We start from the raw sequence: 25141 nt of genomic DNA, 5'->3' as shown, positions 1-25141 counted from the left end.
TCAGTGCCGCCGCGCCGTTGCGGTCAACACGGGCCCGCCGGTTGTCTGACGCGGGCCCGCTTGCAATTCTGGAGGTTGAATTCCCGTGCTGCCCCCGTCCCATGGCGCCCTCCTGGCGCTTGCCCTCGTCGCTGGCGCCACACAGGCCGCCGAACCGGCCCCCGTCCCCCGCTGCGCGGCCACCTCCCGTATTGACGTGTCGGCGGACTCCACGGGTCAGGCGTCCGAGGTGTGCGTGAGTCCGGACGAGACGACGACGTTTGTTTTTGGCTCTCCCCTTGCGGCGGGAGCGGTGGAGTTTCAGCCTGCGGGCCGCCTTGCGGATTGGGCCCAAGGCAAAGAGGGTCTGACCCTTCACGTCATTCCCAAGGGGGATTTTCTGCCAGGGGAGAGGGTCAAGGTAACGGTGCGCTTCGCGGATGGCGCGGCCCCGGCAAGCGCAACCTTCTGGCTGGTGGGCCATGCGGTAAGGGGGACGCGGCGCGTGGAGGTGTTCCGCGAGCCGCGCCCGGCGGACGTGCTCAAGAAAGAGAAAGACGAAGCACAGGCAGAAGCGCGCCAATGTCAGGAGGACAAGGCGCGGCTCCTGGCCGAGCGCAAGGAGCCCGGCGGGCTCATGGGCGCCGCATGGCTGGAGCGTGAAAAGGAGATTGCGTCACGCGACATTGCCCAAGGGTTGAAGCAGCACCCAGCAAACGCACTACAGACAGAGAGGGCCTTTAGCTACGGCCACCCAAACGGCGCAACAGTAACGGGAGGCATGGCGGTAAGGCTTCAACTCCTAAACCCTGGCGCCGAGCCCTGGACGGCGGCGGGGGCCATGTTGAAGGACGCGGCGGGGGCAGAAGTGGAGCTTTCCGCGTGGCAAGCGTCGGCCATTGCCCCCGGTACTCTTGGCTTTGTCGTGGTGGGCACTGAAAGGGAGCCGGGGCAACTCGCCTGCCCCTGCAACCTCAAGCTGTGGGAAGCGCAGGGGGCCCGCACTGTCACCCTCGGGAACGTCACGTTCCCGGATGCAAAGCAAGGCCCGGCGCGCGAGTAGCGCCGCCGCCCCATCCGGCCCGAGGAAAACCCAACCTACCTGATGGGCTCCCAGCGCCTCACCAGACCCGACGGCTTGACCTGCCTGTATGCCGCTCCCTGTAATCAGCGGGTTCGGCCTTCCATCTCGGGAGGCTAGCCCGGTGAGGTGCGGCAATGTCTAGCCATTCTGTGGGAACTCGACCCAGGGAAGCGCGGCGGCCCATGCGCGTAGGGGCGCTGGCCCTTGCGGCGCTCATGCTGGTTACAGCGTGCGCCACGGGGGCCCCCACGGGGGGAGGGTTGACGGCGAACCGTTACCGCCCATTCGTGCCGCACGACTCGCTCGAGGCGGAACCGCCGGAGATGGAAGCCGACGACGGGAGCCAAGGAGAGGCAGTCTTTACCAAACTGCCAGCAGACTTCGCGCCCGTGCAGGTGAGTGATGCCGACCTTACCGCAACCCTGACAACGTTCTGGCTGAACGCGCCGCTGCGGGTGGCTTCATCCCGCCCCCCTCTGTATGTCGGGCGTAGGCTGGCGTTGGCTTCCGCGCCCTTGAGTGGCGAAGCGTGGCAATCAGACTTGGCCAGGTCCTATGGGCAGTTTTGCGAGCGGTGCGGCATTCCAGGGGATTGCCTGACACTGTTTGAAGACGGGCCCCGCTTCCAGGATGATGATAAGCGCCGCCTTGCGGTTGCCCTTGCGGTGGGCCCTGCCTTGGAAGGTGTCAACGCGGAAGTGCGGGCGATGCTCAACCCCACGCGCCTTATGACGATGCTTAGCATCACCATAACGGTTTATATGGCGCTGTTGTTGGCGCCCGTGCCCGACCCCGTGACAAAGGGTGCGGCCCTGGTTTTCAGCGCGGCCATGTGGGCATATCTGGGGTGGGAGTTCTTCAATCTGATAAAAGCCTATGGGGAGCTTTACGAGGACGCGCCGGGAGCCTCCACCTTTGCCGAGTTGCGAGAGTTTGGCGTGCGATTCGGGCGTGTCATCGGCCCCAACAGTGTGCGGATTCTCGTAATCGTGGGAACGGCGGCGATAGGGGAAACGGCGGCGCTCGCTTCCAAGACACCGAACCTACCGGGCTTTGCGCAGGCTTCCGAGAGGTTCATGGCTAATACTGGCTTGCGCTTGCAGGATGCGGCCACCGGAGCCGAGCGATTTGTTATCTCTGTGCCCGAGGGGACGATCCGCGTGGTGTTGGCGCCCCCCGCAGTGGCCATGGCTGCGAAGGGCGTTGCTGCTGGGGGTCCCGCTCCGGGCAGGGGTAAACTCCTCCCTAACGGACACAAGGCGTGGAAGTCGTTTAGTGGCTTCAAGTCGGCCATGGGCTCAGCGGGTGCGGGGAAGGAATGGCATCATATCATTGAGCAAACCCCCGGCAACGTGAAGCGATTTGGAGGCGAGGCCCTACAGAATACCGAGAACATCACTGCGCTAGACAAGACTCTACACACAGATGTCAGCCGTCTTTACTCGTCGATTTACTGGAGAATTACCGGATCCAACACCATGACGGTGCGGCAGTGGCTTAGCACTCAGTCTTACGAGGCGCAGCGCGCGTTTGGTCTGCTAGCGATCACCAACGTTAGGAATGGGGTATGGTAAAAAGTATTGAAACACTCGTTGCGGATTTTGCCTCTCACGTACAGGCTCAAACCAAGGAAATATTCGGAGGTGACTCAAGGACCGGAAACAAGCACGCTAAGAAAGCCCTTGCAGCATTCCAAAAGCTTTGCTCCCACGGGGATGTTGGGCGGGATGCGCTCGCAACGCTTTTCACCCATCCAAGCATGGACGTGCGGACGGCTGCGGCGGCTCTTTTGTTGCGCCATCGCACGACGGAGGCAAGAGCAATATTAGAAGAGGCAGCAACGGGAAAGGGGCTTGTCGCCTTTGGAGCTTCCGAAACCTTGAAACGCTGGGAGGAAGGTACTTGGGCCCTGGACCCTGCCGAGGATGCGGCGGGGCAGCCGGAAGCTCCCCGCCCAGCGTCGCCCAGCAGGCGCAGCCGCCCGCGCACGGAGCGCGCCGCTACTGACAGACAGAGGGGAAGCAAGCGGGACAAACCCGGCGGTTGATCTTGTGCGGGGCGTGCTGAGGTCCGCAGCCGAAGCTCGGGCGTGTCGGGCGCTGTGGAGCCCTCCAGGGCAGCCCAGGCGGCCCGCCTGGATGCTCGCTACAGCGGCGCGGTGGTAGCCCCGTCCCGGTGGTGGCCCCGGTGGTGGCGTGTGGTGGCCCCGGTGGTGGCACGGTGGTGGCCCCGGTGGTGGCCCCGGTGGTGGCGCGCCCCGCGATACTTGGTTGCCTGTCTATGCGCAGGCCAGTCAGCGGCGGCCCGCTACTAGCAGCCTGGACACATCCCAAAGGGTTGTGTCACTTTGGCCCCCGTCGGTGTATCTGGTGGGTTGTTTGGTCGGGGTTGGTTGCTTGGATGGGTGGCGGGTATGGCGGAGATCGACGTGTGTACGGAGGGGGCTCCCTCCACGGCTGGCGGGCGGGCGGGCGCCTCTGATTGTTGCGGATGCGCCTCTGCGGGTGCGCAGGGTGCTCCAGAGGCCAGGGCGCAGCCATCGGCCCCCCCTGACTCAAGCGGCGAGTCCGACCTACTGCGGGCGCTTTACGAGGAAGTGCGGGGCCTGCGCGAGTCCATGCGCGAGATCACGAACCGGCTCAGCAACACGGCTCCCGCTCAAGTGGCGCGGGCCGTCTCCGTCGAAGCCGCGCAGGCCCTGCTCGGCTGCGGGCGCTCGCGCATCTTCGAGCTTTTGAAGAGTGGCGCCCTCCGTCGTGCCCCGAAGCTTGGGAAGGTGGCCATGATCGACCTGCCCAGCCTTGAAGCTCTCATTGACGGCATCAGCCGCGAGCCAGCGCCCAAGCTCAAACGTGAGCCAGCGCCCAAGCTCAAGCGGCGCCCCGCCCAGCGCAACGCCGGGCGGTGGGAAGTGGAAGCGGCGGGAATCGAACCCGCCGCCTGTCACTCCCAGAGGGAGCCTGGCGGTAGCGTGCGCCCTGGCGAGGTGTGGCCGGGGAGGGGCAGGTGGGGGAGCACGGGTGGGAGTACCGATGGAAACGCCCCCGGTGCCCTGCTGCGGCATGCGTCCTCGTGAAGCAGCATCGTGTCGCCGAGCGCGCCATCGAGAGGCCCGCCCAGCGTGGAGGACTGCGCGGCGCGCGAGGGCTCTCCGGCGAGCCACGCCTGCGCGAAGAGGCTCATCACCCGGTCCCCGGCACCAGCTTGTCCAGTCCGAATCCGTCGCGAATCTCGTAGACTTTCGTGGCCCCGGATTTCTAGCGCGCCGCGCGCCGGGTGGGGAGTTGCTCTTCTCCTGCGAGGCGACTGCGATGAAGCTCCCTGTGTCGAGGCTGTTTGGCCTCCTTCTGCCGGTGTGGCTGTCCGGTTGCTCCCACTCAGGGGGCCAACCCCCGGCTCCAACTCACGTCCTGGGAGCACATCCCGACGCGGCAAACGACCCAGCGTACCTGGGCTCGGCGCTCGTCTCGGGAGAACGGTCGGCGCAGGAACTCCTCGAGACGTACCCCCGGCGAGAGCCCGACGCGAAGGTTGCCGCGCGCCTCGCCGAAATCCTCGCGGATGAAGGGAGGACGCTTCGGTGGAGTGCCTCGGGCACGGAAGAGTTCTGCCAGAACGGCGAGGTGTGGATTCCCATCATCCTTCGCGTACCGCCCCCGTGCGCGGACCGAGCGTGTCCTGTCATCGTTCACTACAGCGGCGGATGCGCACGGCCCCGGTACCACTGGCGGGCCGAGTTCTTCCTGAGGGCGGGCTACATCTTCGCGGAGCCCAACAACCGGGGGACATCCTGCAGCGAGGAGTGGCGTCACGCCGACGACGGCCCCAAGCGGCTCGAGGCCCAGATGGACATCGAGGCGTGCGGAAGGTTCCTGAGGAAGCGCTTCACCCGCGACGGCAAGGCGCCCAAGGTAGGGGTGCTGGGGTGGAGCTTCGGCGGCAACGAGACACTCGTCGCGATGACCCGCTTCGCCGGGGTGTACGATGCCGGCTTCGCGTTCTCCGCGAAGACAGACCTCTATTCCTTCTTCAAGCACGCGCCGGAGGGCCTGAGAGCACAACGGTCCGCGGAGTATGGCGATCCCGGCGTGGACGCGGACCTGATGCGCTCAACCTCGGCAGCGGCCTACGTGGACAGGATTGAAGGCCCCATCGCGCTTATGCTCGGTGGCCGCGACCCCAAGGTGTCCCTCTCCGACGCGGACACGTTCGTGAGAGCCGCCCGGCGGCTGCACAAGGACGTCTCCCTGATGATCGTGCCCGAGCACGGGCATCTCACCGAGCAGCCCCGGGAGATCGTCTTCGAGCACGCCCACGCGCTCGAGTTCTTCTCCGAGAAATTGGGCCACCCGCTCGACCTTCGGTAGCAAGGAAGGGAGGCCACCGGGGACACCCGGCGGCCTCCGGCCCTCGCGGCTACGACGCGGACTGGTCCTTCTTCAGCGCCGGCACCTGCAGGCCCGCCGAGCGCGCCAGGGCCACCGTTCCGGGCGTCCCGACGACTCGGAAGTCCCAGGGGGAGGCGCCACGAGGCGGCCTCCCCCGTCGTTCTGGAGCTACGGGCCCACCCCGCTGCCCTCGGAGGACTTGGGCAGGGAGTCGGCTTGAGGGACCTCGGCGGGCTCGCTCAGGGGCCGCAGTCCCACGCCCGTGGGCAGCAACGTCTCCCGGAAGGCGGGCGTCCCGAGCGCCGAGGCGCGGATGACGAGCGCGGTGGACACCTCCGCCAGCACATGGTCCTCCACCTTCATCAGCTCGGCGCGGGCGCGGATGGCGGGCTCGTCCCCGAGCACCGCCTGCGCCTGGGCGTCATCCAGGACGTAGAGGAAGGTGCGGAAGGGGCTCGGGCGAGCGCTCACGCCGGGGCCGGCCAGGCCGCCCTTGCTCTCCAGCCTTCCCGCGGGCAGGGCCGCGCCGGGGCACCCGCGCTGGAGGCGCACCGGGGCCTGGGCGTAACCGGCCTTCTCCCAGAGCGGGTGGCGGGCCTCGAGCGCCGCCACGTCCGCCTTCAGCTTCTCCATCAGCTCCTGGCTCCGGCCCTCCAGCGAGGGCGCGAGCTCCACACACAGCTGGAGGCCCCGGCGCTCGGCCACCAGCAGCGCGTTGTCGAGCAGCAGGTGGGAGTCCTCGGACCCGGTGTCGTCCGGCTCTCCGGCGCAGCGCACACCCAATACGAGCACGCTCAGCATCGCGGCCACGTGGAGCAACTCACGTCGTGCGAACTTTCTCATGGTTTCAATCCCTTGCAGCGGGGGCATCCCATCCGGGACGCGAAAGGTTTTTCAAGCCAGACACAAGCCAGACACAAGCCAGACAGCGGGGGACGCGCGGCGGGCTCACCAGGTGTTGGTGCGGTCGGCGACCCGGGTGACGGAGGACTTGTCGCTGGCGGTGGGGTACCAGACGGGGTCGGTGCAGCCCATGCTCGAGTACAGGTCGTTGTGCATGACGCTGTTCATGCAGTCCCCGTTGTAGCTGGGGTCCATCAGGCCGAGGATGTGACCGGTCTCGTGGTTGATGAACTTGCGGGCGCGGGTGTCGTAGCCGTTGACGTGCTCCGTCTGGAGGTACGAGTACCCCCACTTGTAGTGGGTGTGGTAGCCGTCATAGACGGCGTTGTCGAAGACGACGCAGCTGTAGTAGCCGCCGCAGAGGGAGACTTCGTACCAGTCGTCCTTGATGTGGTACTCGTACTCGATGGTGGCGCGCGTGGCCGAGTCGTAGTCGAAGCAGAACTTCGAGGTGCGCCACAGGTCCACGCGCCAGCTGGCGGTGCCGTCCCAGATGTTGGTGAGCTTGGTGAGCGTCTCCTCGATGAAGCTCGCCATGTGGGTGCCGTCGATGCTCGCGGTGCGCGACTGGACGCAGTACTGCTCGTCCTGATCTCCCGGGCCGGTGCTGGTGCCGTTGTTGCCGTGGATGGTGGCGATGTGGAGCTGGGTGCTGCCCGTATGCGTGTGGTTGGCGTGGGCGCTGGGGATGTGGTGCCAGGCAACCACCGTCAGCACCGCCACCCAGCCAAGGACAATCCAGCGGGTCGTGCGGCGCGGCGGGGCGTCTTCTCGGGAGGGGGGGGACATGTCGCGGCTCCTGGTAAAACGAGGGAGAACCGCATCTTCTCATAAAACCGTTTTTCCTGCTCACCCTTCCCGTGGCGCTCTTCCTCACCCGGCCAGAGTCGGGCGAGCGCTTCGAGCTGGGTGGCGGTCCCCTCATCCAACCCCAGACTCCGCACTGGGGGGACTGCCGTCGGACTCGTGGGTGCCATCATCGCGCGCTTCCAGCCACATGCAATGGCACGTGCGTTGGTCGGGACGGCGCTCGCTCAGGCGTTGGTCGCTGTCATCGCCCTGATCGCCGGATTGGGCTACACCTGGGTACGGACGATCCTGACGGGGTTCTTCGTCGCGCTGTGGCTCACCTCGGCCCGGCTTTTTCGGAAAGCGGCGCGGGAGCAAAGTCCCGCGGGCACAGCGCCGTAGGTTGACTCGCGACTGTTGAGGAGCAAGACAGCCAGGAACCCTCTGTTGGCTGGCCCTCGGGCCGAGCCGCGCCTGGACCTCGCCGTCGAGGCGCGGTGACTCCTCCCTCAGGAGTCAGCGGCCGAATTGGATGACGTAGAGGGGTCCATTCCCGGTGACGGCCAGCTCTCCCTTCTTGTTCACCGAGGAGTCCACCCCGCGCCGGAACTCGTTGAAGATGCGCGACCAGTCCTCGCGGCCGTTGTCCAGGCGGTAGCGGGCGATGAACAGCGGCGGGTCGGGAAAGGCTCCCGCGGAACCCGCGACCAGCACTCCACCGCGGTGGTCGATGTCGACGGAGGCGATCAGACCCACCGGCTTCTGTCCCCAGCGCTCGTGGCCGCTGCCCGTGAAGGCGAGCACGAAGCCGTCCGCAAGCTCTGGAGGTTCCACGGTGAACGTCCGCCCCTTGAACTCGAAGGAGCCGAGGAAGAAGCCCACCGCGACGACGCGGTTGTCGCGCGCCGCGAGGTCGGAGACGGTCCCCGTGGCGCCCTCGAGCGCGTGCGACCACTCGCCCTCGCCGGAGCAGGAGACCTTGCGCAGGTAGGGTGTGCCGGCATCGATGGGAACTTCCGGAAAGCGGAAGCCGCCGAAGTAGAAGTTCCCGTGCTCGTCCGCGGTGAGTGAGGCCGGCCTGGCCATCACGTCGTCGACGAAGACCCATTTGAGCTTGCCCCGCGAGGAATACTTCGCGACGAACGCATGGAAGTCCGCGCCCGTGATGGGGCCCTCGCCGAAGTCGAATCCGGTGGCGCCCTCCAGGGAGCCGGTAATCGCGATGCAGTCATTCCCGTCCACCGCGACCTTCCGCGCGCGAGTGGGCAGCCGGATCGCCCAGAGGGCGTGCCCGTCCGGGCCGAGCTTCAGCAGGTACTCGCCCGTCGTCATCGTCACGCCCTCCAGGACGAGCCGGCCACCGACATTCAGGGAGAGCAGGATGTTGCCCTTCGAATCGACCGCCAGCGCGGCCCCGAAGGCGCCGGCCGCGGGCAGCTCGGGGGTGGACTCGCCCGCGAGGACGATGCCCCACAGCAGGTGGCCATCGGGCGCGTACCGGGCGAGCCCCGCGATGCGCGAGCTCGAAGCCGAGGCCGGTGGGCTGATGGGCCCGGCGCCAAAGTCGATGGGGCCTCCGATGTCCGTGACGAGGACGACGACATTGCCTCGCGGGTCATGCCGGAGGGCCACCGTCTCGCTCGCACTGGTGGCGAGGATGTTGCGCACCCACTTCGGCTCCGGCGGTGACGACTGCTCCCGGTGCTCCTGGGAGAGCGCCGCCAAGGGCTCCGTCGCATCCTCGGGCGCGGAGGCACCGCCGCAGGCCGAGAGTCCCGCCAGCACCAGTGCTCCGCACATCCCCATCCATGTCCATTGCCGGTTCATGGTTCCCCTCCTGCCGGAGCCGAGAGGGCTCCCGCACCCCGAACGGTGCACGTGGCGGGACGGGCCAGCCGCTGTTCTCCAGGGATGTCGGGAGTGCTGAGATGAACAGCGGCGGCAGTTGGCCTGCCACTCAGGCCAGGGAGTGAGCGCTTCACGCCCGAGGACTAGGAACGCGTTGGCGCCCAGATGGCGCTGTGGGCCTCCGGCGCGTCCGGGGATGCTTCCGCCGTATAGAAGTAGGCCGCGACCGCGGCTCGGCCCCGTCCCTCGGGACACTCCAGCGGGGCCGGGTGGCCATGCCAGTAGTCATCGCCATGCGCCATCACGACCAGCCGATCCAGGAGCGGAGCGATCCGGGTCTCGCACCTGGAGAGGTCGGAATTCCACAGCTCGAGGTCGCCGCCCCAGGCGGATTCCCAGCCGGGGTTCAGGTAGTAGAGGACGGTGAGCCGCCGCGAGAGCGCACGGAAGCGGTCACGGTTGAAGTCCGCGTGAAGCGCCAGATGGCCCCCACGCAGCGTGAGGTGCAGCCCGGCACCCCGGAAATGTGGATCCGCGATGAGCCCCTGGACTCCGGTGAGTGTCTCCAGGAAGTCCAGGAACGACATGCTCGAGAGCTCCGAGAGCAGGTGCCGGAGCGCTCCGTGCACGCCCTCGAACGCCTTGCGCTGAAGCTGTCCCAGGCGCGCCGCCTGTTCCTGGTGATCGCGCCGCTTCCAGCTCGCCTCGGTTGCGCCCGGGAAGACCTCTGCCAGTCCTGACGCGAGCCGCTCCCCGAGGAAGCCGTCGATGACGACGTGAGGATAGGGCCGTGCCGCGCCGTAGGTGTCACGATGGGCCAGCGCGAGCGAACGGAGCGCCGTACGGGAGAGGAAGAAGCTCGGGCCCAGCAACGGGCCTTCTTCGATGGTTGCGACGCTCACCGGACCTCTCCGCCGAAATTGCCGGCCTTTTACTTGATCACCCTCGTGATCTCGCCGCTCGTCGCCGCCTGAACCAAGAATCTTTCTCCGTCCGAGGCAATCGCGAATGGAAGCTCAAGGGCTGAAGCATACCCGCGGGCGCTACAGGGCGCCCAGGTCGTAGCTGGAGGGCGTGCCGGTGCTCGCCTTCCAGCACGGCTTCTTCCAGTTCTGGAGCCACTACCGGCGCTTCTTCGCCTGTGACTTCTTCCTCGCCTACGGGCCGCGCAGCCAGCGGGAGTTCCTGCCCCACCAGCAGGAGCGCGTCATCAGCCTGGGCCTGCCCAAGCTGAGCCGGCTCGCGGGCGTCCCCGTGAGCGATGATGGCAGCGTGCTCTACATCGCGCAGTGGTGGACCTGGTCGACACCGGGTTCAAGCGCAGCACCCCCGGCCTGCACCATGGCCTCAAGCGCCTTTTCTCCACCCGGCGCGGCCAGCACTGATGGGCCGTGGGGCCTAACGCTCCAGGTGCTTGGGGTCCAGCGTATCGCGCACGGCATCGCCGAGCAGGTGGAAGCCGAGCACGGTGAGCGCCAGCGCGAGGCCGGGGAAGAGGGCGACGTGGGGCGCGACGAGGAGGTACTGGGTGCCCTGGTCCACCAGCGCCCCCCACGAGGGCGTGCCCGGCGGCGCGCCCAGTCCGAGGAAGCTGAGCGAGGCCTCGGCGAGGATGGCGCCGGGCAGCGCGGAGGTGGCCTGGACGACGAGGGGCCCGGCGGCGTTGGGCAGCACGTGGTGGAAGAGGATGCGCGCGTTGCTGGCGCCGAGCGCCCGCGCGGCCTGCACGTAGTCGCGCTCGCGCAGGGTGAGCACCAGCCCGCGCGCCAGCCGGGCGTAGCCCGTCCACCCGGTGAAGCTGAGCGCGAAGACGACATGCGTGAGCGAGGGCCCCTGCACGGCGGTGATGAAGATGGCCAGGAGGATGCCGGGGAAGGCGAGCAGCACGTCGGTGAGCCGCATGAGCGCCTCGTCCAGCAGTCCGCCCACGTAGCCCGCGAGGCCGCCGAGCACCGTCCCCACCAGCGCCGAGAGCGCCACGGCGAACACGGCGACGACGAGCGAGACGCGGGCGCCGTACAGGAGGTGGGAGAGGAGATCGATGCCGTTCTCCCCCGTGCCGAGCGGGTAGCCCAGGCTGGGCGGAGCGAGCTCCCGGGCGAGGTTGATGGCGTCCGGGGGGAGAGGACTGAGCACGGGCGCCAGCAGCGCGGTGAGGACGAACAGCCCCGCCACCGTGAGGCCGAAGCGTCCGCCCGCGGAGAGACGGCGGAGCCTCATGCGCGCCTCCGCACGCGCGGGTCGACGAGCCCGTAGGCCACGTCCGTGAGCGTGTTGATGAGCACGTAGCAGCAGGTGAAGACGAGCACGGTGGCGCGCACGGTGTTGTAGTCGCGCTTCTCGATGGCGCTCAGCAGCAGGGTGCCCATGCCGGGCCAGGCGAACACCTTCTCGGTGACGATGGCGCCGCCGAGCAGGGCGCCGAACTCCAGTCCGAGCACGGTGAGGATGGGCAGCAGCGCATTGCGGAAGGCGTGGCGCCACAGCACGGCGCGCGTGCTCAGCCCCTTGGCGCGGGCGACGGTGACGTAGTCCTCGCGCAGGGCCTCCAGCATGGAGGCGCGCGTCATGCGCGCGAGGAAGGCCGCGAGCGCCGTGCCCAGGGTGAGCGCGGGCAGCACGAGGTGCCGCCAGGAGTCGGCGCCGGACACGGGCAGCCAGTCCAGCTTCAGGGAGAAGACGATGATGAGCACCGGCCCGAGCCAGAAGCGCGGCAGGGCCACGCCGGCCACGGCCGCGCTCATGGCCGCGGCGTCCACCCGGGTGCCCCGGCGCGCCGCGGCGGCCACCCCGAGCGGAAGGGCGAGCACCAGGGCCACGCTCATGGCCGCGAGCGCCAGCAGCAGCGTGAAGGGCAGCGCCGCGCCGATGGAGGGCAGCACCTTCTTCTGGAAGGGCGGCAGCGAGGTGCGCAGCTCCCCGGTGAGCAGGTCCCGGGTGAAGCTCCAGAGCTGGAGCCAGGCGGGCTGGTCCAGGCCCACGGCGTGGCGCAGGGCCTCGCGGTCCACGCTCGTGGCCTGCTCGCCGAGCATCACGTCGATGGGGTCCCCCGGCACGAGGTGGAGGAAGAGCGAGACGAGCAGCAGCGCCCCCACCAGCGTCACCGCCGCCGCGGCGAGCCGTCTCATGGCTCCACCATCCTCGCCCGCGCCAGCGGGGTGAACATGCCATGGGCGCTCGGCTCGAAGTCCTGGAGCCGCCGCGAGGCGACGGCCACGGAGTCCTCGTGCCACAGGGGCACCACGGGCACCAGCGTGTCCAGCCGCTCCTGAATCCGCGCGTAGAGCGCCTTGCGCTCGGGGGTGGACACCCGGCTGGCCTCGTCGAGCAGGGCATCCAACGCCTCGTCCCGCAGCGCGCCGCGGTTGAAGCCGCCCCAGTGATTGGCCTCCGAGGGCACGCCGCCCGAATGGTACGCGCTGCGCATCAGGTCCGGCTCGATGACGGAGGCCCACTTGAGGGTGAAGAGCTCGAAGTTGCCGCGGCGGATGTCGTTGAAGAAGGTGCCGAACTCCAGCGAGCGCACCTCCACGGCCACGCCGCCGCGCGCCAGTTGCTCCTGGAGGACGAGTGCCACGGAGCGGCGGAAACGGTCGGTGCTCGTCTTGAGCTGGAGCGAGAGGCGGGGCGCACCGCCGGGGCCGTCCGGATCCGGGTAGCCCGCCGCGTCCAGCAATCGCGCGGCCTCGGCCGGGTCATACCTGCAGCCCTCGACGGGAGCCCAGGCCCAGTGCGAGCGCGGGAGCATGCCATTGGCGGCAGTGGCCAGCCCGTGGAACTTGTAGTGCACGAGCGGCCCCACGTCGACGAGGTGGCAGAGGGCCTGGCGCACCCGCTCGTCCGCGAGCGGACCGGTGCGCAGGTTGAAGCCCAGATAGGCGAAGCCGGTGCCCGCCTTGGTGAGGATGCGCAGCGAGGGCTCGCGCTCCAACGCGGGCAGCACGGCGGGAGAAAGCGCATTGAGGACGAGGTCCGCGCGTCCCTTGAGCAGCTCCAGCACGCGCGTCGTTTCGTCGCGCACCACGCGGAAGTACAGCCGGGGGATGGCGGGTGCGCCGCGGTAGTGGCCGGCGAAGGGGGCCAGCGTGAGGTGGTCCTCGTCCGGCTGCGAGTCGAAACGGAAGGGGCCCGCGCCGATGGGAGCCCGGCCCTGGGCTTCCTTGTCCGCGGCCGAGACGCGCTCGGCGGGGAGGATGCCCAGGGACAGGTCGGTGATGAGCGGCGTGTAGGGCCGGCGCAGATGGAAGCGCACCGTGCGCGCGTCCACCACTTCGACGCGCTCGAGGGCCGCGAAGCGCTCCGCCCGGGGGCTGGCGATGGCCGCGTCCCACAGACTGTCATAGGTGGCCTTCACATCCTCGGCGGTGAGGGCGCTGCCATCGTGGAAGGTGAGCCCCGGGCGCAGGGTGAATTCCACGAGTGTGGGGGACAGCTCGCGGAAGGACTCGGCGAGGTCGGGCACGGGCGTGCCGCTGTCGTCGGAGATGATGAGGCCCGGGGTGATGAGCTGGGCGAGGCGCTGGCCAGTGGCCGAGAGCGTGAGCCGGCTGTCGAGGCTCTCGGGTGGGGACTCGATGAGCACGGTGATGCCCGGGGGCGGCCGCTCGGAGCGACAGCCGGGGATGAGCGCCACGAGGAGTGCCAGGACGAGGGGGCGGAGCGGCGGGGCCATCAGCGCCCTCGTTGTGTCACAGTGCTCATTCCTCTCATACGCCTCAATGGGTGTTGGCGTAGGTCTTCACCAGCTCCGTCAGATAGTCGCGACCCGTGTAGAGTGCCCGGACCTCCATGCGCTCGTTGAGACCATGCGCACCGTTGCTGTCCGGATCCAACCAGAGCCCCGGCACGCCATAGACGGGAATGCCAATCGCGCCGAGGAAGACGCCGTCCGTGCCGCCCGTCGTCATGGAGGGAATCACCGGCACGCCGGGGAAGTATCTGGCCGCCAGCTTCTCCATCGGGCCAATCACCTTCGGCTCGAGCGGCGGCGGCTTCGCCAGCGGCCGGATCGGCGGCACCCGGGTGACCGTCACCTTGGGATTGCCGATGGCCTGTTCGAGTGCCGCCTGCGTCGCTTCGACCGTATTGCCGGGGAAGAGCCGGCAATTGACGTTCGCTTCGGCATGCTGCGGAAGCGCATTGTTGGCGTGCCCGCCCTCCAGCAGCGTGGCCACGCACGTCGTGCGCAGCAAGGAATGATAGGTGCGGTCGCGATTCAACACCGCTTCGGCCGCCTTGTCGTTCGGATGGGCGGCGATCGCCACCATCGCCTGGCCCAGCTCGTCGCCCCGAGCCGCGCCCGCCTTGGCGAAGTAGGCGCGGGTCGTGTCGTTCAGCTGGACCGCGAATTCATGGTCGCGGAGCTTCACCAGCGCGTCGGCGAGCTCGTAGATGGCATTGTCGGGAACGGGTATGGAGCTGTGACCGCCCGGGCTGGTCGTCTCCAGCCGATAGTTCTGAACCGCCTTCTCACCCACCTGGATGTTCTGGACGAGCAGCTGGCCCTTGCCGTCGGTGCGACCGCCGCCCCCTTCGTTCAGCGCGAACTCGGCGGCGATCAGGCCGGGGCGGTTCTGCGCCAGCCATTGCGCGCCGTTGAAGGCACCGGTGGTCTCTTCGCCGCAGGTGAGCGCGAGCTTCACCGTCCGCTCGAGCTTCGCGCCTTCCTGCTTCAGGCGGACCATCAGATCGGTCCAGATGGAAGCCATGGCCTTATCGTCCGCGGTGCCGCGCGCGTAGAAATAGCCGTTCTCCTCGACGAGCGTGAACGGATCGCGCTGCCAATCCGAGCGTCTGGCTTCCACCACGTCGATGTGGGCCAGAAGCAGGAGGGGCTTTGCCGTCCTGGAGGTGCCGGGCAGCACCGCCACCAGCCCGCCCTCCTTGGGATGCTCTGGCGCCGAGAAATAGGTGAGCTCGGAATCCGCATAGCCGGCGGCCTTCAGGTGGGCGCCCATGCGCTCGGCGGCGAGGGTGCAACTGCCGGAGGAGAGCGTGGTGTTGGTCTCCACCAGCTCCTTGTAGAGCTCGCGAAACTTCACCTGGTCCGGGCGCAGCTCCTGCGCCGCCGCCGGCATTGCCCCCAGCAGGCCAATCGCCCCGGCTGCCACCACCCAATTCTTCATCTGCCTGCCTCCCGACATGGTCGCGGCCTGTTGAAGCATGTCCGGGGTGCGTGCGGAAGAGGGCCATACCGGACTACACCCGGAGTGCACCGCCATGGCGCCCTTCTCCTGGGCTCCCCTCAGCGGCCTTCCTCTGCCTCTCCGCTCCAACCCGCTCCCATCGACCTTGCCCCCATTCCTTTGATGCACGGCGCCATGCTCGCCTCCTCCTCTCCTGCATCGGGGACGGCTGGCCGCGGCGAGGGCCAACCGCTACGCTACGCACTGCGCCGGGCGCGGCGCGGCTGCCTCGGGGAGGTATCGATGTCTGCGCTGATCTGCGGCTCGCTGGCCTACGACACCATCATGGTGTTTCCGGACCAGTTCAAGAACCACATCCTGCCGGACAAGGTGCACATCCTGAGCGTGTCCTTCATGGTCCCGCGGATGCGCCGCGAGTTCGGCGGCTGCGCCGGCAACATCGCCTACAACCTCAAGCTCATCGGCGGCGACCCGGTGCCGATGGCCACGGTCGGCCAGGACTTCGCGCCCTACCGCGCGCATTTCGAGAAGTGCGGCATCCGCCTCGATCAGGTCCGCGTGTTCGAGGACATGTTCACGCCGCAGGCGTTCATCACCACCGACGTCGACAACAACCAGCTCACCGCCTTCCATCCGGGCGCGATGAGCCGCAGCCGCGACTACCACGTGCGCGACGTGAAGGGCGTCACCTTCGGCATCGTCGCGCCGGACAGCCACGACACCATGCTGCAGAACGCGCGTGAATTCCACGACTGCGGCATCCCCTTCATCTTCGATCCCGGCCAGATGATGCCGCTGTTCAACGGCGACGAGTTCCGCCACTTCATCGAGCTGGCCGACTACGTCGTCGTCAACGACTACGAGTCCAACCTGCTGCAGGAGCGCACCGGCTGGGACGAGGCGACCATCGCCTCCAAGGTCCGCGCCTACATCACCACGCTCGGCCCGCGCGGCTCGCGGATCCACGCGCAGGGCACATGCCACGACATCCCGCCGGCGCGCGAGCGGGAGGTGGTCGACCCGACCGGCTGCGGCGACGCCTACCGTGCCGGCCTGATCCTCGGCCTGATGCGCGGCCTCGACCTGCCGACCTGCGGCCGCATGGCCTCGCTGATGGGCGCGCTCACCGTCGGGCACCCCGGCACGCAGAACCAGAAGTTCACCTACGACGAATTCGCCACGGAGTTCCGCGAGCAGTTCGGCTACGCGCTCGACTGAGCAGGAAACTCCCGGACTGCGCTAGCGTCGAGCGCGCATGACTCGCTCACCCGTGACGACGCTGGCCGTACTCGGACTGGGGCTCGCCGTCTGCGCCACGGCGCCGGCCCCTTCCCGCGCTCCGAACTTCACCGAGAAGCACGAGCCCGGCAGCGGCATGCTCGACCGCACGTTGCCGAGCTTCGGCTTCACCCCGATGCCCGGACACGTGGTGGTGCTGGTGATGCCGGCGGAGTCGAAGTGGGGGCGCAGCACCGAGTGGATCGGCGAGGCGGTGGCGGCCGTTCCGAACGCGTATGTCTTCCCGAAGGGCGTGAAGCGCGCCTACGAGCTCTACGGCTCGGAGATCGGCGTGCGAGTCCTTCACGTGAACGGGGAAGAGCTCGCTCCCGGCTCGCAGAACCGCTACGGGCTGAAGACGGAGGCCCACCTCGCCGAGGTCGAGGTCGGCAACGGTTTCGGCAGCGCGCTCACGGCGAACGCGAATGTCGAGGCCTCGAACGTGCGGATCGTCGAAGGACAGGCCGGCTATCCGCGCACGGCGGTGCAGCTGCTCGACAGCGCCCGGGCGGAGTTCGATCGGTTCCTCGGTACGCAGCGGGGCGCCATCCAGTCGCTGCTCGCGAAGGAGCAGAAGACGTTCAAGCCGAAGCCGGCGCCCGGTCCGGGCGAGCAGGTCACGGACGTGCTCCTTCCGCTCTGGGACGACAAGACGAAGACGTTGAGCGTCGTCTTCCACCGCCGCGTGATGCGGATGGTGGAGACGAGCCTCCCCTGCGAGGTGGTCTACCGGGGGATGCCGCCGCAGCAGAGCTCGATGCCGGTGCGCTACGGGTACGGTGTCGAGCTCGGACAGAAGCTCGTGCTCGATGCCAACGGCGGCCTCCTCGCGTTGACGGACTTCGAGCCCGCGGGGCTCCGGCTCGAGCCGAACGTCGATCTCACCGAGGCCTCGAAGGGGGGTTTCCGGGCCTGCCCCGGCTCCCCGGCGGGCGACCCGGTCGACTCGAGGTACGTGGGACTTCCCGAAGGCCTCGGCGCGCAGCCTCCCGCGGAGGTCTGCGGAAACGGCCGGCGCGAAGGTAGCGAGGCCTGCGATGGCGAGGACGTCGCGGGCGTCTCGTGCGCCGCGCTCGGATTTCGGAGCGGAGCGCTGAAGTGTACCGCCGACTGCAAAATCGACGCGCAGACGTGCGATGCGACGAACGGTCCCCCCGCTCGCGTCGTGCGCCAGGCCTTCGAGGCCACCGGAATCGACTTCGTCTGGTCCCCCACCGGCCAGCTGATGGCAGTGCTCGGAAACCGGCGAGACATCTCGGTGAACGTGCTGGATCCGCAGTCGCTCGCGGTGGCGAAGCGAGGCCCGGCGGTGACGCTCCCCGAGTCCGCGGGCAACTCGCTGAGCGCGCTGAAGACCGCGTTCCTCGGGGGAAAGCAGCTCGTCGCGGCGACGGGGTGGGGCCCGAACGGCGCCCTCACGCTGCTCTACGGCGTCTCCGCCGATGGAAGCCTCACCGGCCCGCTCTCCACCATCCCCGGCGAGGCGGCGTTCTTCCTTCCGGGAGAGAGGCACCTGCTGCTTGGACTGACGCGCTCGCGGACCTCGATGTACCTCGCGACGCTTCGCGTGGACGCCGAGGGCAAGCCCGTGGGCGAGCCGGTGCCGACGCTGAGCCCGGCCCCGGAGGCGACCTATCCCGTCATCTCGGCCGCGACCACCGGCAGTGGCTGGCTCATCGCCGCGGGCAACGGCGCCAACCCGTTCGTGAAAGTGGTCCCGTACGCGAAGGTGAACGCGGAGGGTTCGGTCGTCGACCGCGGTCAGCTCGAGCTGCAGGCGGGACCTGTGCGGGTCGCGCGCGGCGCGGGGCGCACGTTCGTGGTCGTCTCCCATCCCGGAGGCCTCGTGGCGGCGGAATTTCCCGACCAGGGACCGCCATTGAAGCCGAGGCTGATCGCGTCAGGGCTCTTCCCGATGCTCGCCGCGGCGAGGGCGGACGCGGAGAAGGTCACCGTCTGGGCGCCCGATGCGCAGCGCCAGAAGCTGCAGCGGTTCGAGCTGAACCTCACGGACGGACACACGCAGGCGGAGACGGTGCTCTCCCTGCCGTTCTACACGCCCGGCGCGACGGCGTTCACCGACGAGGGGCTCATCCACGCGTTCACCGCCGCATTGATGCGCGGCGGAGCGGTAGAGCGCGGGCTGTGGCTCTATCGCGGCCGCTGACCCCTACCCCGCTCGTGAGGACACCGGCACCCAGAGCCGCACCGGCCCGGTCCTCCCCCGGAGGGCCGAGGCCGGCAGCTCGTGCCAGCCGAAGGCGCCACCAGCACGCGCCCGGGTCTCCTCGGAGACGAGCACCGGCACGCCGTGGGCCTTGGTGAGCCCCTCGATACGCGAGGCGACGTTCACCGCGTCGCCGATGGCGGTGTACTCACGCCGCTCGTCCGTGCCGATGTCCCCCAGCACCACGCGCCCGGTGTGGATGCCGATGCCCAGCCGCAGCGGCACCTCGCCCGAGCGCACCCGCTCGGCGTTCAGCCGCTCGAGGGCCTCCACCATCTCCAGCGCGCACGCCACCGCGCGGCGCGCATGGTCTGGCTGCTCCAGGGGCGCACCGAAGTACGCCATGATTCCGTCGCCCAGGAACTTGTCGAGCGTTCCCCCATGCCGGAACAGCACCTCCACCATCGCGCGGTGGTAGGCATTGAGGAGCGCCACCACGCGCGCCCCCTCCATCTCCTCGGCCAGGGACGTGAAGTTGCGCAGGTCCACGAACACGAGGGTGACCTCACGGTGCTCCCCCTCCTGGGTCCCCGCGCCCGAGGCGATGATGCGCTCGGCCACCAGGGGAGAGAAGTAGCGCACCAGCCGGTCCCGCATGAGCTGCTCGCGGACGGCGAGCCGGAGCAGGGCCTGATTGCGGCCGGAGACGAAGACGAGCAGCGCCGCGGCGAGCCCGAAGAGGAGCACGACGTTCAGCCAGTAGCCGCCCACGTGGTAGCGGACCAGGAGGACGAGCTCCACCGCCATGCTGGCCAGCGCGGTGGCGAGGATGGTGCGGGGCCGCATCGACACCTGCGAGAGGATGATGATGCTCATCAACAGGCAGGCGGTGAACCCGACGGCGAGCAGGGGGACCGAGCTGCGAGCGATGCCGCGCGACTGGGCGAAGAAGACGATGGGCAGGTCCAGCAGCGGAATGGCGGCGAAGCTGGCGCGGCGGACCCCGGGGAAGCGCCGGGCGAGGAGCCAGAGCAGCGTGGCCGCGGCCAGGCCGAGGCCCACCCAGGGGACCACGGAGGCCCCCGCCGACTGACTCGGCTCGCGCGCCATGGCCAGGAACCAGCCGAGCATCCCGAGGACGCGCAACGACATCAGACGGTCGGCGCCCCGGAGTCGCTCTTCCTCGAGCGCATGGGTGTAGGCAGTGGCGGTGTCACGCATGGTCTCCGGAGAGCTTACGCCAGCCGCGCATCCGCTCAGTCCCCGGCACAGGGATGGGATGCCCCTGGTGGGTGACGGGCGTGAAGCGCTCCGGCGCTGCTCGTGTCCTTTGGCACTGGACACAGTTGCTCCGGCCGCATTGGAATACTGCTTCCGACGAAGCCTGTCCGCGAACCGCCCCGGCCCCTCCTCGCTCCAGCCCTCACCCGGGCAACCTCTCTTCGAGGCGGCGGGAAGCGAACCCGCGCCTACCGGTCCCGAGAATGGTATCAGACGACTCGTAGGCCCTTCGCATCCACACGCGACCCGAATGGTCCGTGAACCACAATGATCCCGCTCTCGCGCCTTTCGGCCTCCCGCTCGCTCCTACTGTTCGGTGCCCTCTGCGCGAACGTGTCGGTGTCCTCGGCGCGGGCCTCCGCTCCGACGCCCGCTGTCTTCTATGTATCGTCTGCGACGCTTGACCTGAGCCACTCGAGAGGCGACGCCGACCCGCCACAAGTCGCAGCCACGGTTCCGATCAACGCGAAGTGCACGACGACAGAACCGCAGGCAGCGGTTCCACTGTGGAGCTGTGAGTTCGGGAGCGTGCGGAACGCGACCGGCTACGCGCCGCGTGAGCTGATGCGTTCGCAACCCTGGACCACGCAGGAGCTCGAGGCGCAGGAGCAGGCAGAGCTTCAAGCGAAGCGCGCGCTCGTCGAAGCTGCCCCAGGAGGACCCGAGAAAACCCGGCGCGTCCTCGACTACTACCAATCGCAGTTCACCTGGCTCTCGCGAAAGTGCGTGCTGACCTCCGGTGCGCAAGGTGATTGCGATGTGGCGCTGATGGCTCTGGCTCAGGTGCAGGAGATCCGGCGAGCAGCGCAGGCAACGCAACCCAAACGCCAGGAAGGTTCCTGCGCGTCCACCCAGAAACTCCACGCCTGCTTGACAGCTCGTTTCGGGAAGGGCGTCCTCCTCTCCGGATTCAACTCCGACTTCGTTTTCCTGAGCCCTGCTGGGGCGCACCGCGTCCGCACCCTCATCGGCAGTGCCAGGCGCGCCCCCGGAGCCGACGTCATCAAGGGCTACACCCTCTACAGCGATCAGAGCGCGGATTCGTCGGTCACCCAGGCCCTCATCGAGCACGTATCGACGAGGGACATCGATGACCTCGGGAACACCACCTGGAGATTCAACCACCAGGGGAGCGACAGGTTCTTCGCGAACGCGAGCCAGGAGGCGTTCGAGTCGGACACTCCTGTGAATCCAGGAGCGCGGGTCCTCTGCGAAGAAGCGAAGAAGATCGAAGCACTCGGCGAGCTCATCGAGGTCACGCTCGCTGGAGTCGGGTACCACCCGGAAGCGACGAACCCACATCCGAACTATCGGTACCGGAGTCCGTGCGAAGGACCCGTCATCGGACCGGGGGTCATGGGAATCCGAACCGGCCCGTACCGCCCACCTCGACAGACGGAAGGGGCGGAGGACAAGAACATCTCCCGGGAGTGCTCCCAAACCGAGTGCCGCTTTTCTTTTCGCGCCACGGGCAGAGCAACCGATGTGGTCTTCCGCATGGGCGAGAGCGCTTCTGCCGGCACCTCTTCCGTGGGCGACATCAACAACGACGGAGTGGATGACTACTCAGTCTGGTACGGCGACGCCGGAGTCCACTCGAACGAGCTCTATCTTTCATCAGCGAAGGGGTGGACCTCCGTCGCGCATTCAGGAGGGATGAACTGAGCTGTCGAACAGGCCAGAGGGGACGTTCGCCGCCAACCTTGCCATGGCTTCGCACCCACCACGGCAATCCACTGGCGAAGGTGCACTTCCAGCGCGCGAGTGTAGGAAGTGGCGGTGTCACGCATGGTCCCCGGAGAGCTGACGCCAGCCGCGCGTCCGCTCAGTCCCCGGTGCCACTCAGGGGCCGCCAACGAGGTCGCGCGGGCCGCCGATCTTGATCGACCGGAAGGAGAGCTCCAGCTGGATGTAGTTGCGCGGGAGCTTCTGCGCCGAGAGGCCCGCGTTGACGTCCTGCTCGAGGAGGATCGCCCCGCCGACGATGTAATTGTAGGTCACCCCGAGCCGCACGCCGCCGAAGTCGACACCGAGCTGCGGCGCGAGGCCATAGAACCGGCCGACGGACTGGTTGACGCCCGCGCCCTCGTCGCCCACGGCGGCGCCCTGGCTCACGAGCGTATACATGCCGGCCCCCAGCCCGACGAACGGACGCACGCCGCTGCTGCCCAGTAGGTACTCGCCCTTGAGGAGCGTGCCCACCATGGCCCCCATGGCGACCGACGTGGTGCCCCGCGGCACGATCCGGCCGCCGAACACGACGCCACCATCCACCCGGAGGCCCGCCGCGATGGAGTCGGTGATGTTCCACTTCGGCTCGACCACGGCGCCGATGCCAAAGCTCTGCGTGCCATGGCCCCAGAGGCCGGCAACGCCCGAGTGGACGACGACGAGGGGCTGCTTGCGCTCGAGGGGCGCCACGTCCGGCGCTGGCGCCGGGGACTCCAGGGGCTCGGCGGCAAGGGCGCTCAGGGGGAGCAGGGCGGAGGCGAGGACGGCACCAGCGGCAATGCGGGCGGAGGAGCGAAACATGGGGGGGTCCTTCAGCAAGGGTTGAGTGAAGCGGCCCCGTGGACGCACTCGCCGTGGAAATAATTCACTGCCGAGCAATCTACGACGAGGAGTCCTTGCGCCGCGCGCGGTAGGCCGTCAGCGCCGGGCTTCGACGCCAGCCGGCCGGCGGTCGTGGCTTCTACCGGCGTGAGCATGTACCTCACCCAGGACGCGATAGAGGCCACGCTGCGCCAGGTCGCGGCGCTCGCGCCGGGCTCGACGCTCGCCATGTCGTTCATGCTGCCGATTGAGCTGGCGGACCCCGAGGTTCGCCCCGGCATCATGCGAGCGGCGGAGGGGGCGCGAGCAAACGGTACGCCCTTCATCAGCTTCTTCACGCCTACGGAGATGCTCGCGTTGGGCCGCGAAGCGGGTTTTCGAGATGTCCAGCACGTGTCGGCGGAAGCCCTTGCCCGGCGCTACTTCGCCGGCAGGACCGATGGTCTTCGTCCGCCCGACAACTCGGAAGAGCTGCTCGTTGCGACAACGTAGTCACGCTGCTCGGTCGGCCCTGTCCGCGAACCGCCCCGGCCCCTCCGCTCCAGCCCTCACCCTGGCGGGCAACCTCTCTTCGAGGCGGCGGGAAGCGAAGCCGCCGCCCTGTCATGCCGCACGCTCACGCCGCGGGGCCGCCGTGTCGGGCCTTGATGACGTCCAGATTGTGCTCGATGATCAGCACCGTGTTGCCCGCTTCCACCAGCCGGTTGAGCACCTGGAGCAGATTGGGAAGCCCGAAGACGCGAGGGCATCTCGAGCCCGAAGGCGCTCCATTCGCCGACAACGCCCTCAATGAATAAACCATCTATTACGCAGAGGTTTGGCGCTTCATTGCTCGGCCTGATCCTTGTTTCCTGTAGTGTGACTCGGTCCCCAGTCCTCGGTCCCACTGGGGTACAGGATCTGTCCAGGTACGTGCTCATCTCCTGGCTGGTACCGTCATCGTCATTGCCGGCGTCACCTTCATTGCCCGTGGTCGGCACTTCAGGTGGGGCTGCGCTCGTCTTCGTACCGGTCGTGTTGATGGCTTCCTCAGGCAACCCCTCGGGGTTCGAGTTGATGCCGGAGACACCGTGACGATCTCCCAACTGCTCTCCGCATCGGAAGCACTGGTTTCCGACCAGTGGCAGAAGCTCCAGCCACCCGGCGACCCCAAGGCATACCGTCTCCTGAAAGAGGCAGGCTTCTTCATCTGGCGAACAGGCCAGCTCTATCGCTTCGAGGACTATCTCGCACGCCCACCCGCAGACCGTGCTGTCGATGTGAGAACCTCTTGGCGTGGCGAGAATGGCGAGGAGGCAAGCGGAGCCTGGCAGACGCTCTCTCGAATCGGCGACCCCCTGAGAGCCGCGAAGAAGAAGAAGCTCATCCAGGTCGCCAGGGCTCAGCTCGAATTCATTGCTTCAACAGGCCAATGCGAGGAATTTCACGACTACTTGAAGACCTTCTACCGCAATCCTCCTCCAGTCATCGCCCGATTCGAGACGCGCGACGAGGCGGAGACCTGGTTGAGGAACCTCCCCGAGCCGCCCAGCAGCGCATATATCCTGGTGGGGAATGACTATCTGGAGGTCTTCTATTCTCGTGAGAGGGACGTGCGTGCCCTCCGACGTGATTACGCACTGGAACGATTCATCGAGGCCGTCACGTCACGCGGGATGCCTGCCTCGGAGGCCTCGTTCGACACCCTTGCGGAGGCAGCGGTCTGGTGGAAGGGTCACCCTGTTCCACCCCTGTCTGTCTTCATGCAGATCGCGGGCGAGCACCATCTCGCGCTGTATCACAAGAAGATCGATTACCGCTCGCTGCACCCCATCTCCATCTTGGAAGACTGGCGGAGGGAGCAGGAGAGAATTGCAGCGCAGGAAAAGGCGCGGAGCAGGTGATTGTCCATTCCGGAAGCTGAACCTTTCCGGGAGATATGAAGTGGAGGCGGCGGGAATCGAACCCACGCCGGGCGGTGCGAAACTCCCAGCAGAATCGCGCCCTTACCTCGTAACCGCCCGGAATGCTTGTGAGTTGATATCCCGCCGCGTCCCGTCCTGTCCCACCCCGTTCCAGGTCATTCCGCAGGCTCCTGCGACATACGTGCAACACGGCAGGCCCTCACGACGCTCAAGTGTTGCGCAGCGCGACGTCCCAACGCGGTGCCGCCCGGACGGGAGGACCCAGGGACCGCTCGTCTTGAAGCTGAGGACCGCTGCCCGAAGGGCGAGACGTACTCGCATCGTTCGAGCCGTGATTCAGCCCGCTGTGTGCTTAGACTGGCCGCATGGGACTCTTGACCTTCAGCATCAACGTCACCCTGGACGGCTGCGTCGACCACCAGGAGGGAATCGCCGACGACGAGACACACGCCTTCTTCACCCGCCTCATGGACGAGGGCGGGGCGATGCTGTGGGGCCGCGTCACCTACGAGATGATGGAGAGCTATTGGCCGGCGGTCGCCCGGGGCGATGAGTCGGCGCCGCCAGCGATGCGCGAGTGGGCGATCAAGCTGGAGGACAAGCCAAAGTACGTGGTGTCGTCGACGCGAAAGGACTTCCCGTGGACCAATAGCCACCACATCGCCGGCGACTTACGCACGGCTGTGCAGAAGCTCAAGGATGCAACCCCGTCCGGCGTGCTCCTCGGTAGCGGCAAGCTCGCGACCGAGCTGGACCGGCTGGATCTGATCGACGAGTACAAGTTCCTCGTCCACCCCAGGATCGCCGGCCACGGCCCGACC

At 67.9% G+C, this 25141-nt stretch carries 21 protein-coding genes and 2 pseudogenes; 11 read left to right on the top strand and 12 right to left on the bottom strand.

The genetic code is table 11. The annotated features are described in order from the left end of the window. Window positions 1-85 precede the first annotated feature (85 nt). The 3 genes from ACJ8AN_RS15565 to ACJ8AN_RS15555 all read left to right on the top strand — a co-directional run bounded on the left by ACJ8AN_RS15565 (window position 86) and on the right by ACJ8AN_RS15555 (window position 3110). Entirely contained in the window at window positions 86-1042 is a 957-nt protein-coding gene (locus ACJ8AN_RS15565; RefSeq protein ID WP_407756137.1) for a DUF2381 family protein, read from the top strand. Window positions 1043-1386: 344 nt separating this feature from the next. Then, window positions 1387-2637 carry a hypothetical protein gene (locus tag ACJ8AN_RS15560; protein WP_407756136.1) on the top strand — a complete coding sequence of 417 codons (1251 nt, stop codon included), beginning with the start codon at window positions 1387-1389 and terminating at the stop codon, window positions 2635-2637. Next, on the top strand, window positions 2631-3110 hold the full coding sequence (locus tag ACJ8AN_RS15555) for a DUF2019 domain-containing protein (protein WP_407756135.1): 480 nt from the start codon (window positions 2631-2633) through the stop codon (window positions 3108-3110). Before ACJ8AN_RS15560 ends, ACJ8AN_RS15555 begins: the two co-directional genes overlap by 7 nt. Window positions 3111-4129: 1019 nt before the next feature. On the opposite strand, the pseudogene ACJ8AN_RS15550 reads toward ACJ8AN_RS15555, so the two are convergent. Further along, window positions 4130-4258: pseudogene (locus tag ACJ8AN_RS15550) on the bottom strand (NAD(P)-dependent alcohol dehydrogenase); the annotation flags it as partial. Window positions 4259-4374: 116 nt separating this feature from the next. On the opposite strand from ACJ8AN_RS15550, the gene ACJ8AN_RS15545 reads away from it, so the two are divergent. Then, window positions 4375-5430 carry an alpha/beta hydrolase family protein gene (locus ACJ8AN_RS15545; protein WP_407756134.1) on the top strand — a complete coding sequence of 352 codons (1056 nt, stop codon included), beginning with the start codon at window positions 4375-4377 and terminating at the stop codon, window positions 5428-5430. Between the two features lie 189 nt (window positions 5431-5619). Here the strand turns inward: ACJ8AN_RS15545 and ACJ8AN_RS15540 are convergent, their stop codons facing one another. Then, window positions 5620-6294 (bottom strand): hypothetical protein, encoded by a 675-nt coding sequence (locus ACJ8AN_RS15540; RefSeq protein ID WP_407756133.1) that lies wholly within the window; start codon window positions 6292-6294, stop codon window positions 5620-5622. A 105-nt stretch (window positions 6295-6399) separates the two neighbouring features. Then, window positions 6400-7143 (bottom strand): hypothetical protein, encoded by a 744-nt coding sequence (locus ACJ8AN_RS15535; RefSeq protein WP_407756132.1) that lies wholly within the window; start codon window positions 7141-7143, stop codon window positions 6400-6402. Window positions 7144-7320: 177 nt separating this feature from the next. On the opposite strand from ACJ8AN_RS15535, the gene ACJ8AN_RS15530 reads away from it, so the two are divergent. Next, complete coding sequence (locus ACJ8AN_RS15530) at window positions 7321-7545, top strand: hypothetical protein (RefSeq protein ID WP_407756131.1); 225 nt, start codon at window positions 7321-7323, stop codon at window positions 7543-7545. A gap of 114 nt (window positions 7546-7659) precedes the next feature. Here the strand turns inward: ACJ8AN_RS15530 and ACJ8AN_RS15525 are convergent, their stop codons facing one another. From ACJ8AN_RS15525 to ACJ8AN_RS15500, 6 genes are all read right to left on the bottom strand, one after another. Next, entirely contained in the window at window positions 7660-8970 is a 1311-nt protein-coding gene (locus tag ACJ8AN_RS15525) for a hypothetical protein (protein WP_407756130.1), read from the bottom strand. 164 nt (window positions 8971-9134) lie between these two features. Then, complete coding sequence (locus tag ACJ8AN_RS15520; RefSeq protein WP_407756129.1) at window positions 9135-9893, bottom strand: 2OG-Fe(II) oxygenase; 759 nt, start codon at window positions 9891-9893, stop codon at window positions 9135-9137. Between the two features lie 496 nt (window positions 9894-10389). Further along, on the bottom strand, window positions 10390-11211 hold the full coding sequence (locus ACJ8AN_RS15515) for an ABC transporter permease (protein ID WP_407756128.1): 822 nt from the start codon (window positions 11209-11211) through the stop codon (window positions 10390-10392). Continuing rightward, window positions 11208-12119 carry an ABC transporter permease gene (locus tag ACJ8AN_RS15510; protein WP_407756127.1) on the bottom strand — a complete coding sequence of 304 codons (912 nt, stop codon included), beginning with the start codon at window positions 12117-12119 and terminating at the stop codon, window positions 11208-11210. The genes ACJ8AN_RS15515 and ACJ8AN_RS15510 overlap by 4 nt, the downstream gene beginning before the upstream one ends. Then, window positions 12116-13663 carry an ABC transporter substrate-binding protein gene (locus ACJ8AN_RS15505; RefSeq protein ID WP_407756126.1) on the bottom strand — a complete coding sequence of 516 codons (1548 nt, stop codon included), beginning with the start codon at window positions 13661-13663 and terminating at the stop codon, window positions 12116-12118. Before ACJ8AN_RS15505 ends, ACJ8AN_RS15510 begins: the two co-directional genes overlap by 4 nt. A 43-nt stretch (window positions 13664-13706) precedes the next feature. Continuing rightward, window positions 13707-15116, bottom strand: a complete 1410-nt coding sequence (locus tag ACJ8AN_RS15500; RefSeq protein WP_407756125.1) for a M20/M25/M40 family metallo-hydrolase — start codon at window positions 15114-15116, stop codon at window positions 13707-13709. A 303-nt stretch (window positions 15117-15419) separates the two neighbouring features. Between ACJ8AN_RS15500 and ACJ8AN_RS15495 the strand changes: the two genes are divergently transcribed. Continuing rightward, window positions 15420-16355 carry a carbohydrate kinase family protein gene (locus ACJ8AN_RS15495; protein WP_407756124.1) on the top strand — a complete coding sequence of 312 codons (936 nt, stop codon included), beginning with the start codon at window positions 15420-15422 and terminating at the stop codon, window positions 16353-16355. Window positions 16356-16392: 37 nt separating this feature from the next. After that, on the top strand, window positions 16393-18582 hold the full coding sequence (locus ACJ8AN_RS15490) for a hypothetical protein (RefSeq protein WP_407756123.1): 2190 nt from the start codon (window positions 16393-16395) through the stop codon (window positions 18580-18582). Window positions 18583-18585: 3 nt separating this feature from the next. Here ACJ8AN_RS15490 and ACJ8AN_RS15485 read toward each other — a convergent pair whose 3' ends face one another. Next, entirely contained in the window at window positions 18586-19803 is a 1218-nt protein-coding gene (locus ACJ8AN_RS15485; RefSeq protein WP_407756122.1) for an adenylate/guanylate cyclase domain-containing protein, read from the bottom strand. Between the two features lie 588 nt (window positions 19804-20391). Here ACJ8AN_RS15485 and ACJ8AN_RS15480 point away from each other — a divergent pair. Further along, complete coding sequence (locus ACJ8AN_RS15480) at window positions 20392-21528, top strand: hypothetical protein (protein ID WP_407756121.1); 1137 nt, start codon at window positions 20392-20394, stop codon at window positions 21526-21528. A 177-nt stretch (window positions 21529-21705) separates the two neighbouring features. Here ACJ8AN_RS15480 and ACJ8AN_RS15475 read toward each other — a convergent pair whose 3' ends face one another. Next, on the bottom strand, window positions 21706-22395 hold the full coding sequence (locus tag ACJ8AN_RS15475) for a hypothetical protein (protein WP_407756120.1): 690 nt from the start codon (window positions 22393-22395) through the stop codon (window positions 21706-21708). A 135-nt stretch (window positions 22396-22530) separates the two neighbouring features. Here ACJ8AN_RS15475 and ACJ8AN_RS15470 point away from each other — a divergent pair. Further along, window positions 22531-22908: pseudogene (locus tag ACJ8AN_RS15470) on the top strand (class I SAM-dependent methyltransferase); the annotation flags it as partial. A 124-nt stretch (window positions 22909-23032) separates the two neighbouring features. Here ACJ8AN_RS15470 and ACJ8AN_RS15465 read toward each other — a convergent pair. Further along, the gene (locus tag ACJ8AN_RS15465; RefSeq protein ID WP_407756287.1) at window positions 23033-23197 is read right to left on the bottom strand and encodes a hypothetical protein; all 165 of its coding nucleotides are present in this window, start codon (window positions 23195-23197) and stop codon (window positions 23033-23035) included. A gap of 289 nt (window positions 23198-23486) precedes the next feature. Here ACJ8AN_RS15465 and ACJ8AN_RS15460 point away from each other — a divergent pair, with 289 nt between their 5' ends. Together ACJ8AN_RS15460 and ACJ8AN_RS15455 are read left to right on the top strand one after the other, a co-directional pair. Beyond that, window positions 23487-24299 (top strand): hypothetical protein, encoded by an 813-nt coding sequence (locus tag ACJ8AN_RS15460; RefSeq protein WP_407756119.1) that lies wholly within the window; start codon window positions 23487-23489, stop codon window positions 24297-24299. A gap of 386 nt (window positions 24300-24685) precedes the next feature. Beyond that, the coding region (locus ACJ8AN_RS15455) for a dihydrofolate reductase family protein (RefSeq protein WP_407756118.1) at window positions 24686-25141 on the top strand (456 nt) is incomplete at its 3' end.

The sequence above is a fragment of the Archangium sp. genome (genome assembly GCF_045802675.1).
GTDB lineage: Bacteria > Myxococcota > Myxococcia > Myxococcales > Myxococcaceae > Archangium.
Note: the sequence above shows the minus strand (reverse complement) of the source record. Positions and strands in the feature narration are given on the sequence as shown.

Excerpts from the sequence above, each read along its gene's own strand:
- ACJ8AN_RS15535 (WP_407756132.1), bottom strand. The coding sequence starts at position 7,143 with ATGTCCCCCCCCTCCCGAGAAGACGCCCCGCCGCGCCGCACGACCCGC.
- ACJ8AN_RS15525 (WP_407756130.1), bottom strand. The coding sequence starts at position 8,970 with ATGAACCGGCAATGGACATGGATGGGGATGTGCGGAGCACTGGTGCTG.
- ACJ8AN_RS15495 (WP_407756124.1), top strand. The coding sequence starts at position 15,420 with ATGTCTGCGCTGATCTGCGGCTCGCTGGCCTACGACACCATCATGGTG.
- ACJ8AN_RS15540 (WP_407756133.1), bottom strand. The coding sequence starts at position 6,294 with ATGAGAAAGTTCGCACGACGTGAGTTGCTCCACGTGGCCGCGATGCTG.
- ACJ8AN_RS15545 (WP_407756134.1), top strand. The coding sequence starts at position 4,375 with ATGAAGCTCCCTGTGTCGAGGCTGTTTGGCCTCCTTCTGCCGGTGTGG.
- ACJ8AN_RS15500 (WP_407756125.1), bottom strand. The coding sequence starts at position 15,116 with ATGAAGAATTGGGTGGTGGCAGCCGGGGCGATTGGCCTGCTGGGGGCA.
- ACJ8AN_RS15560 (WP_407756136.1), top strand. The coding sequence starts at position 1,387 with ATGGAAGCCGACGACGGGAGCCAAGGAGAGGCAGTCTTTACCAAACTG.
- ACJ8AN_RS15475 (WP_407756120.1), bottom strand. The coding sequence starts at position 22,395 with ATGTTTCGCTCCTCCGCCCGCATTGCCGCTGGTGCCGTCCTCGCCTCC.
- ACJ8AN_RS15515 (WP_407756128.1), bottom strand. The coding sequence starts at position 11,211 with ATGAGGCTCCGCCGTCTCTCCGCGGGCGGACGCTTCGGCCTCACGGTG.
- ACJ8AN_RS15485 (WP_407756122.1), bottom strand. The coding sequence starts at position 19,803 with ATGCGTGACACCGCCACTGCCTACACCCATGCGCTCGAGGAAGAGCGA.
- ACJ8AN_RS15555 (WP_407756135.1), top strand. The coding sequence starts at position 2,631 with ATGGTAAAAAGTATTGAAACACTCGTTGCGGATTTTGCCTCTCACGTA.
- ACJ8AN_RS15490 (WP_407756123.1), top strand. The coding sequence starts at position 16,393 with ATGACTCGCTCACCCGTGACGACGCTGGCCGTACTCGGACTGGGGCTC.
- ACJ8AN_RS15505 (WP_407756126.1), bottom strand. The coding sequence starts at position 13,663 with ATGGCCCCGCCGCTCCGCCCCCTCGTCCTGGCACTCCTCGTGGCGCTC.
- ACJ8AN_RS15510 (WP_407756127.1), bottom strand. The coding sequence starts at position 12,119 with ATGAGACGGCTCGCCGCGGCGGCGGTGACGCTGGTGGGGGCGCTGCTG.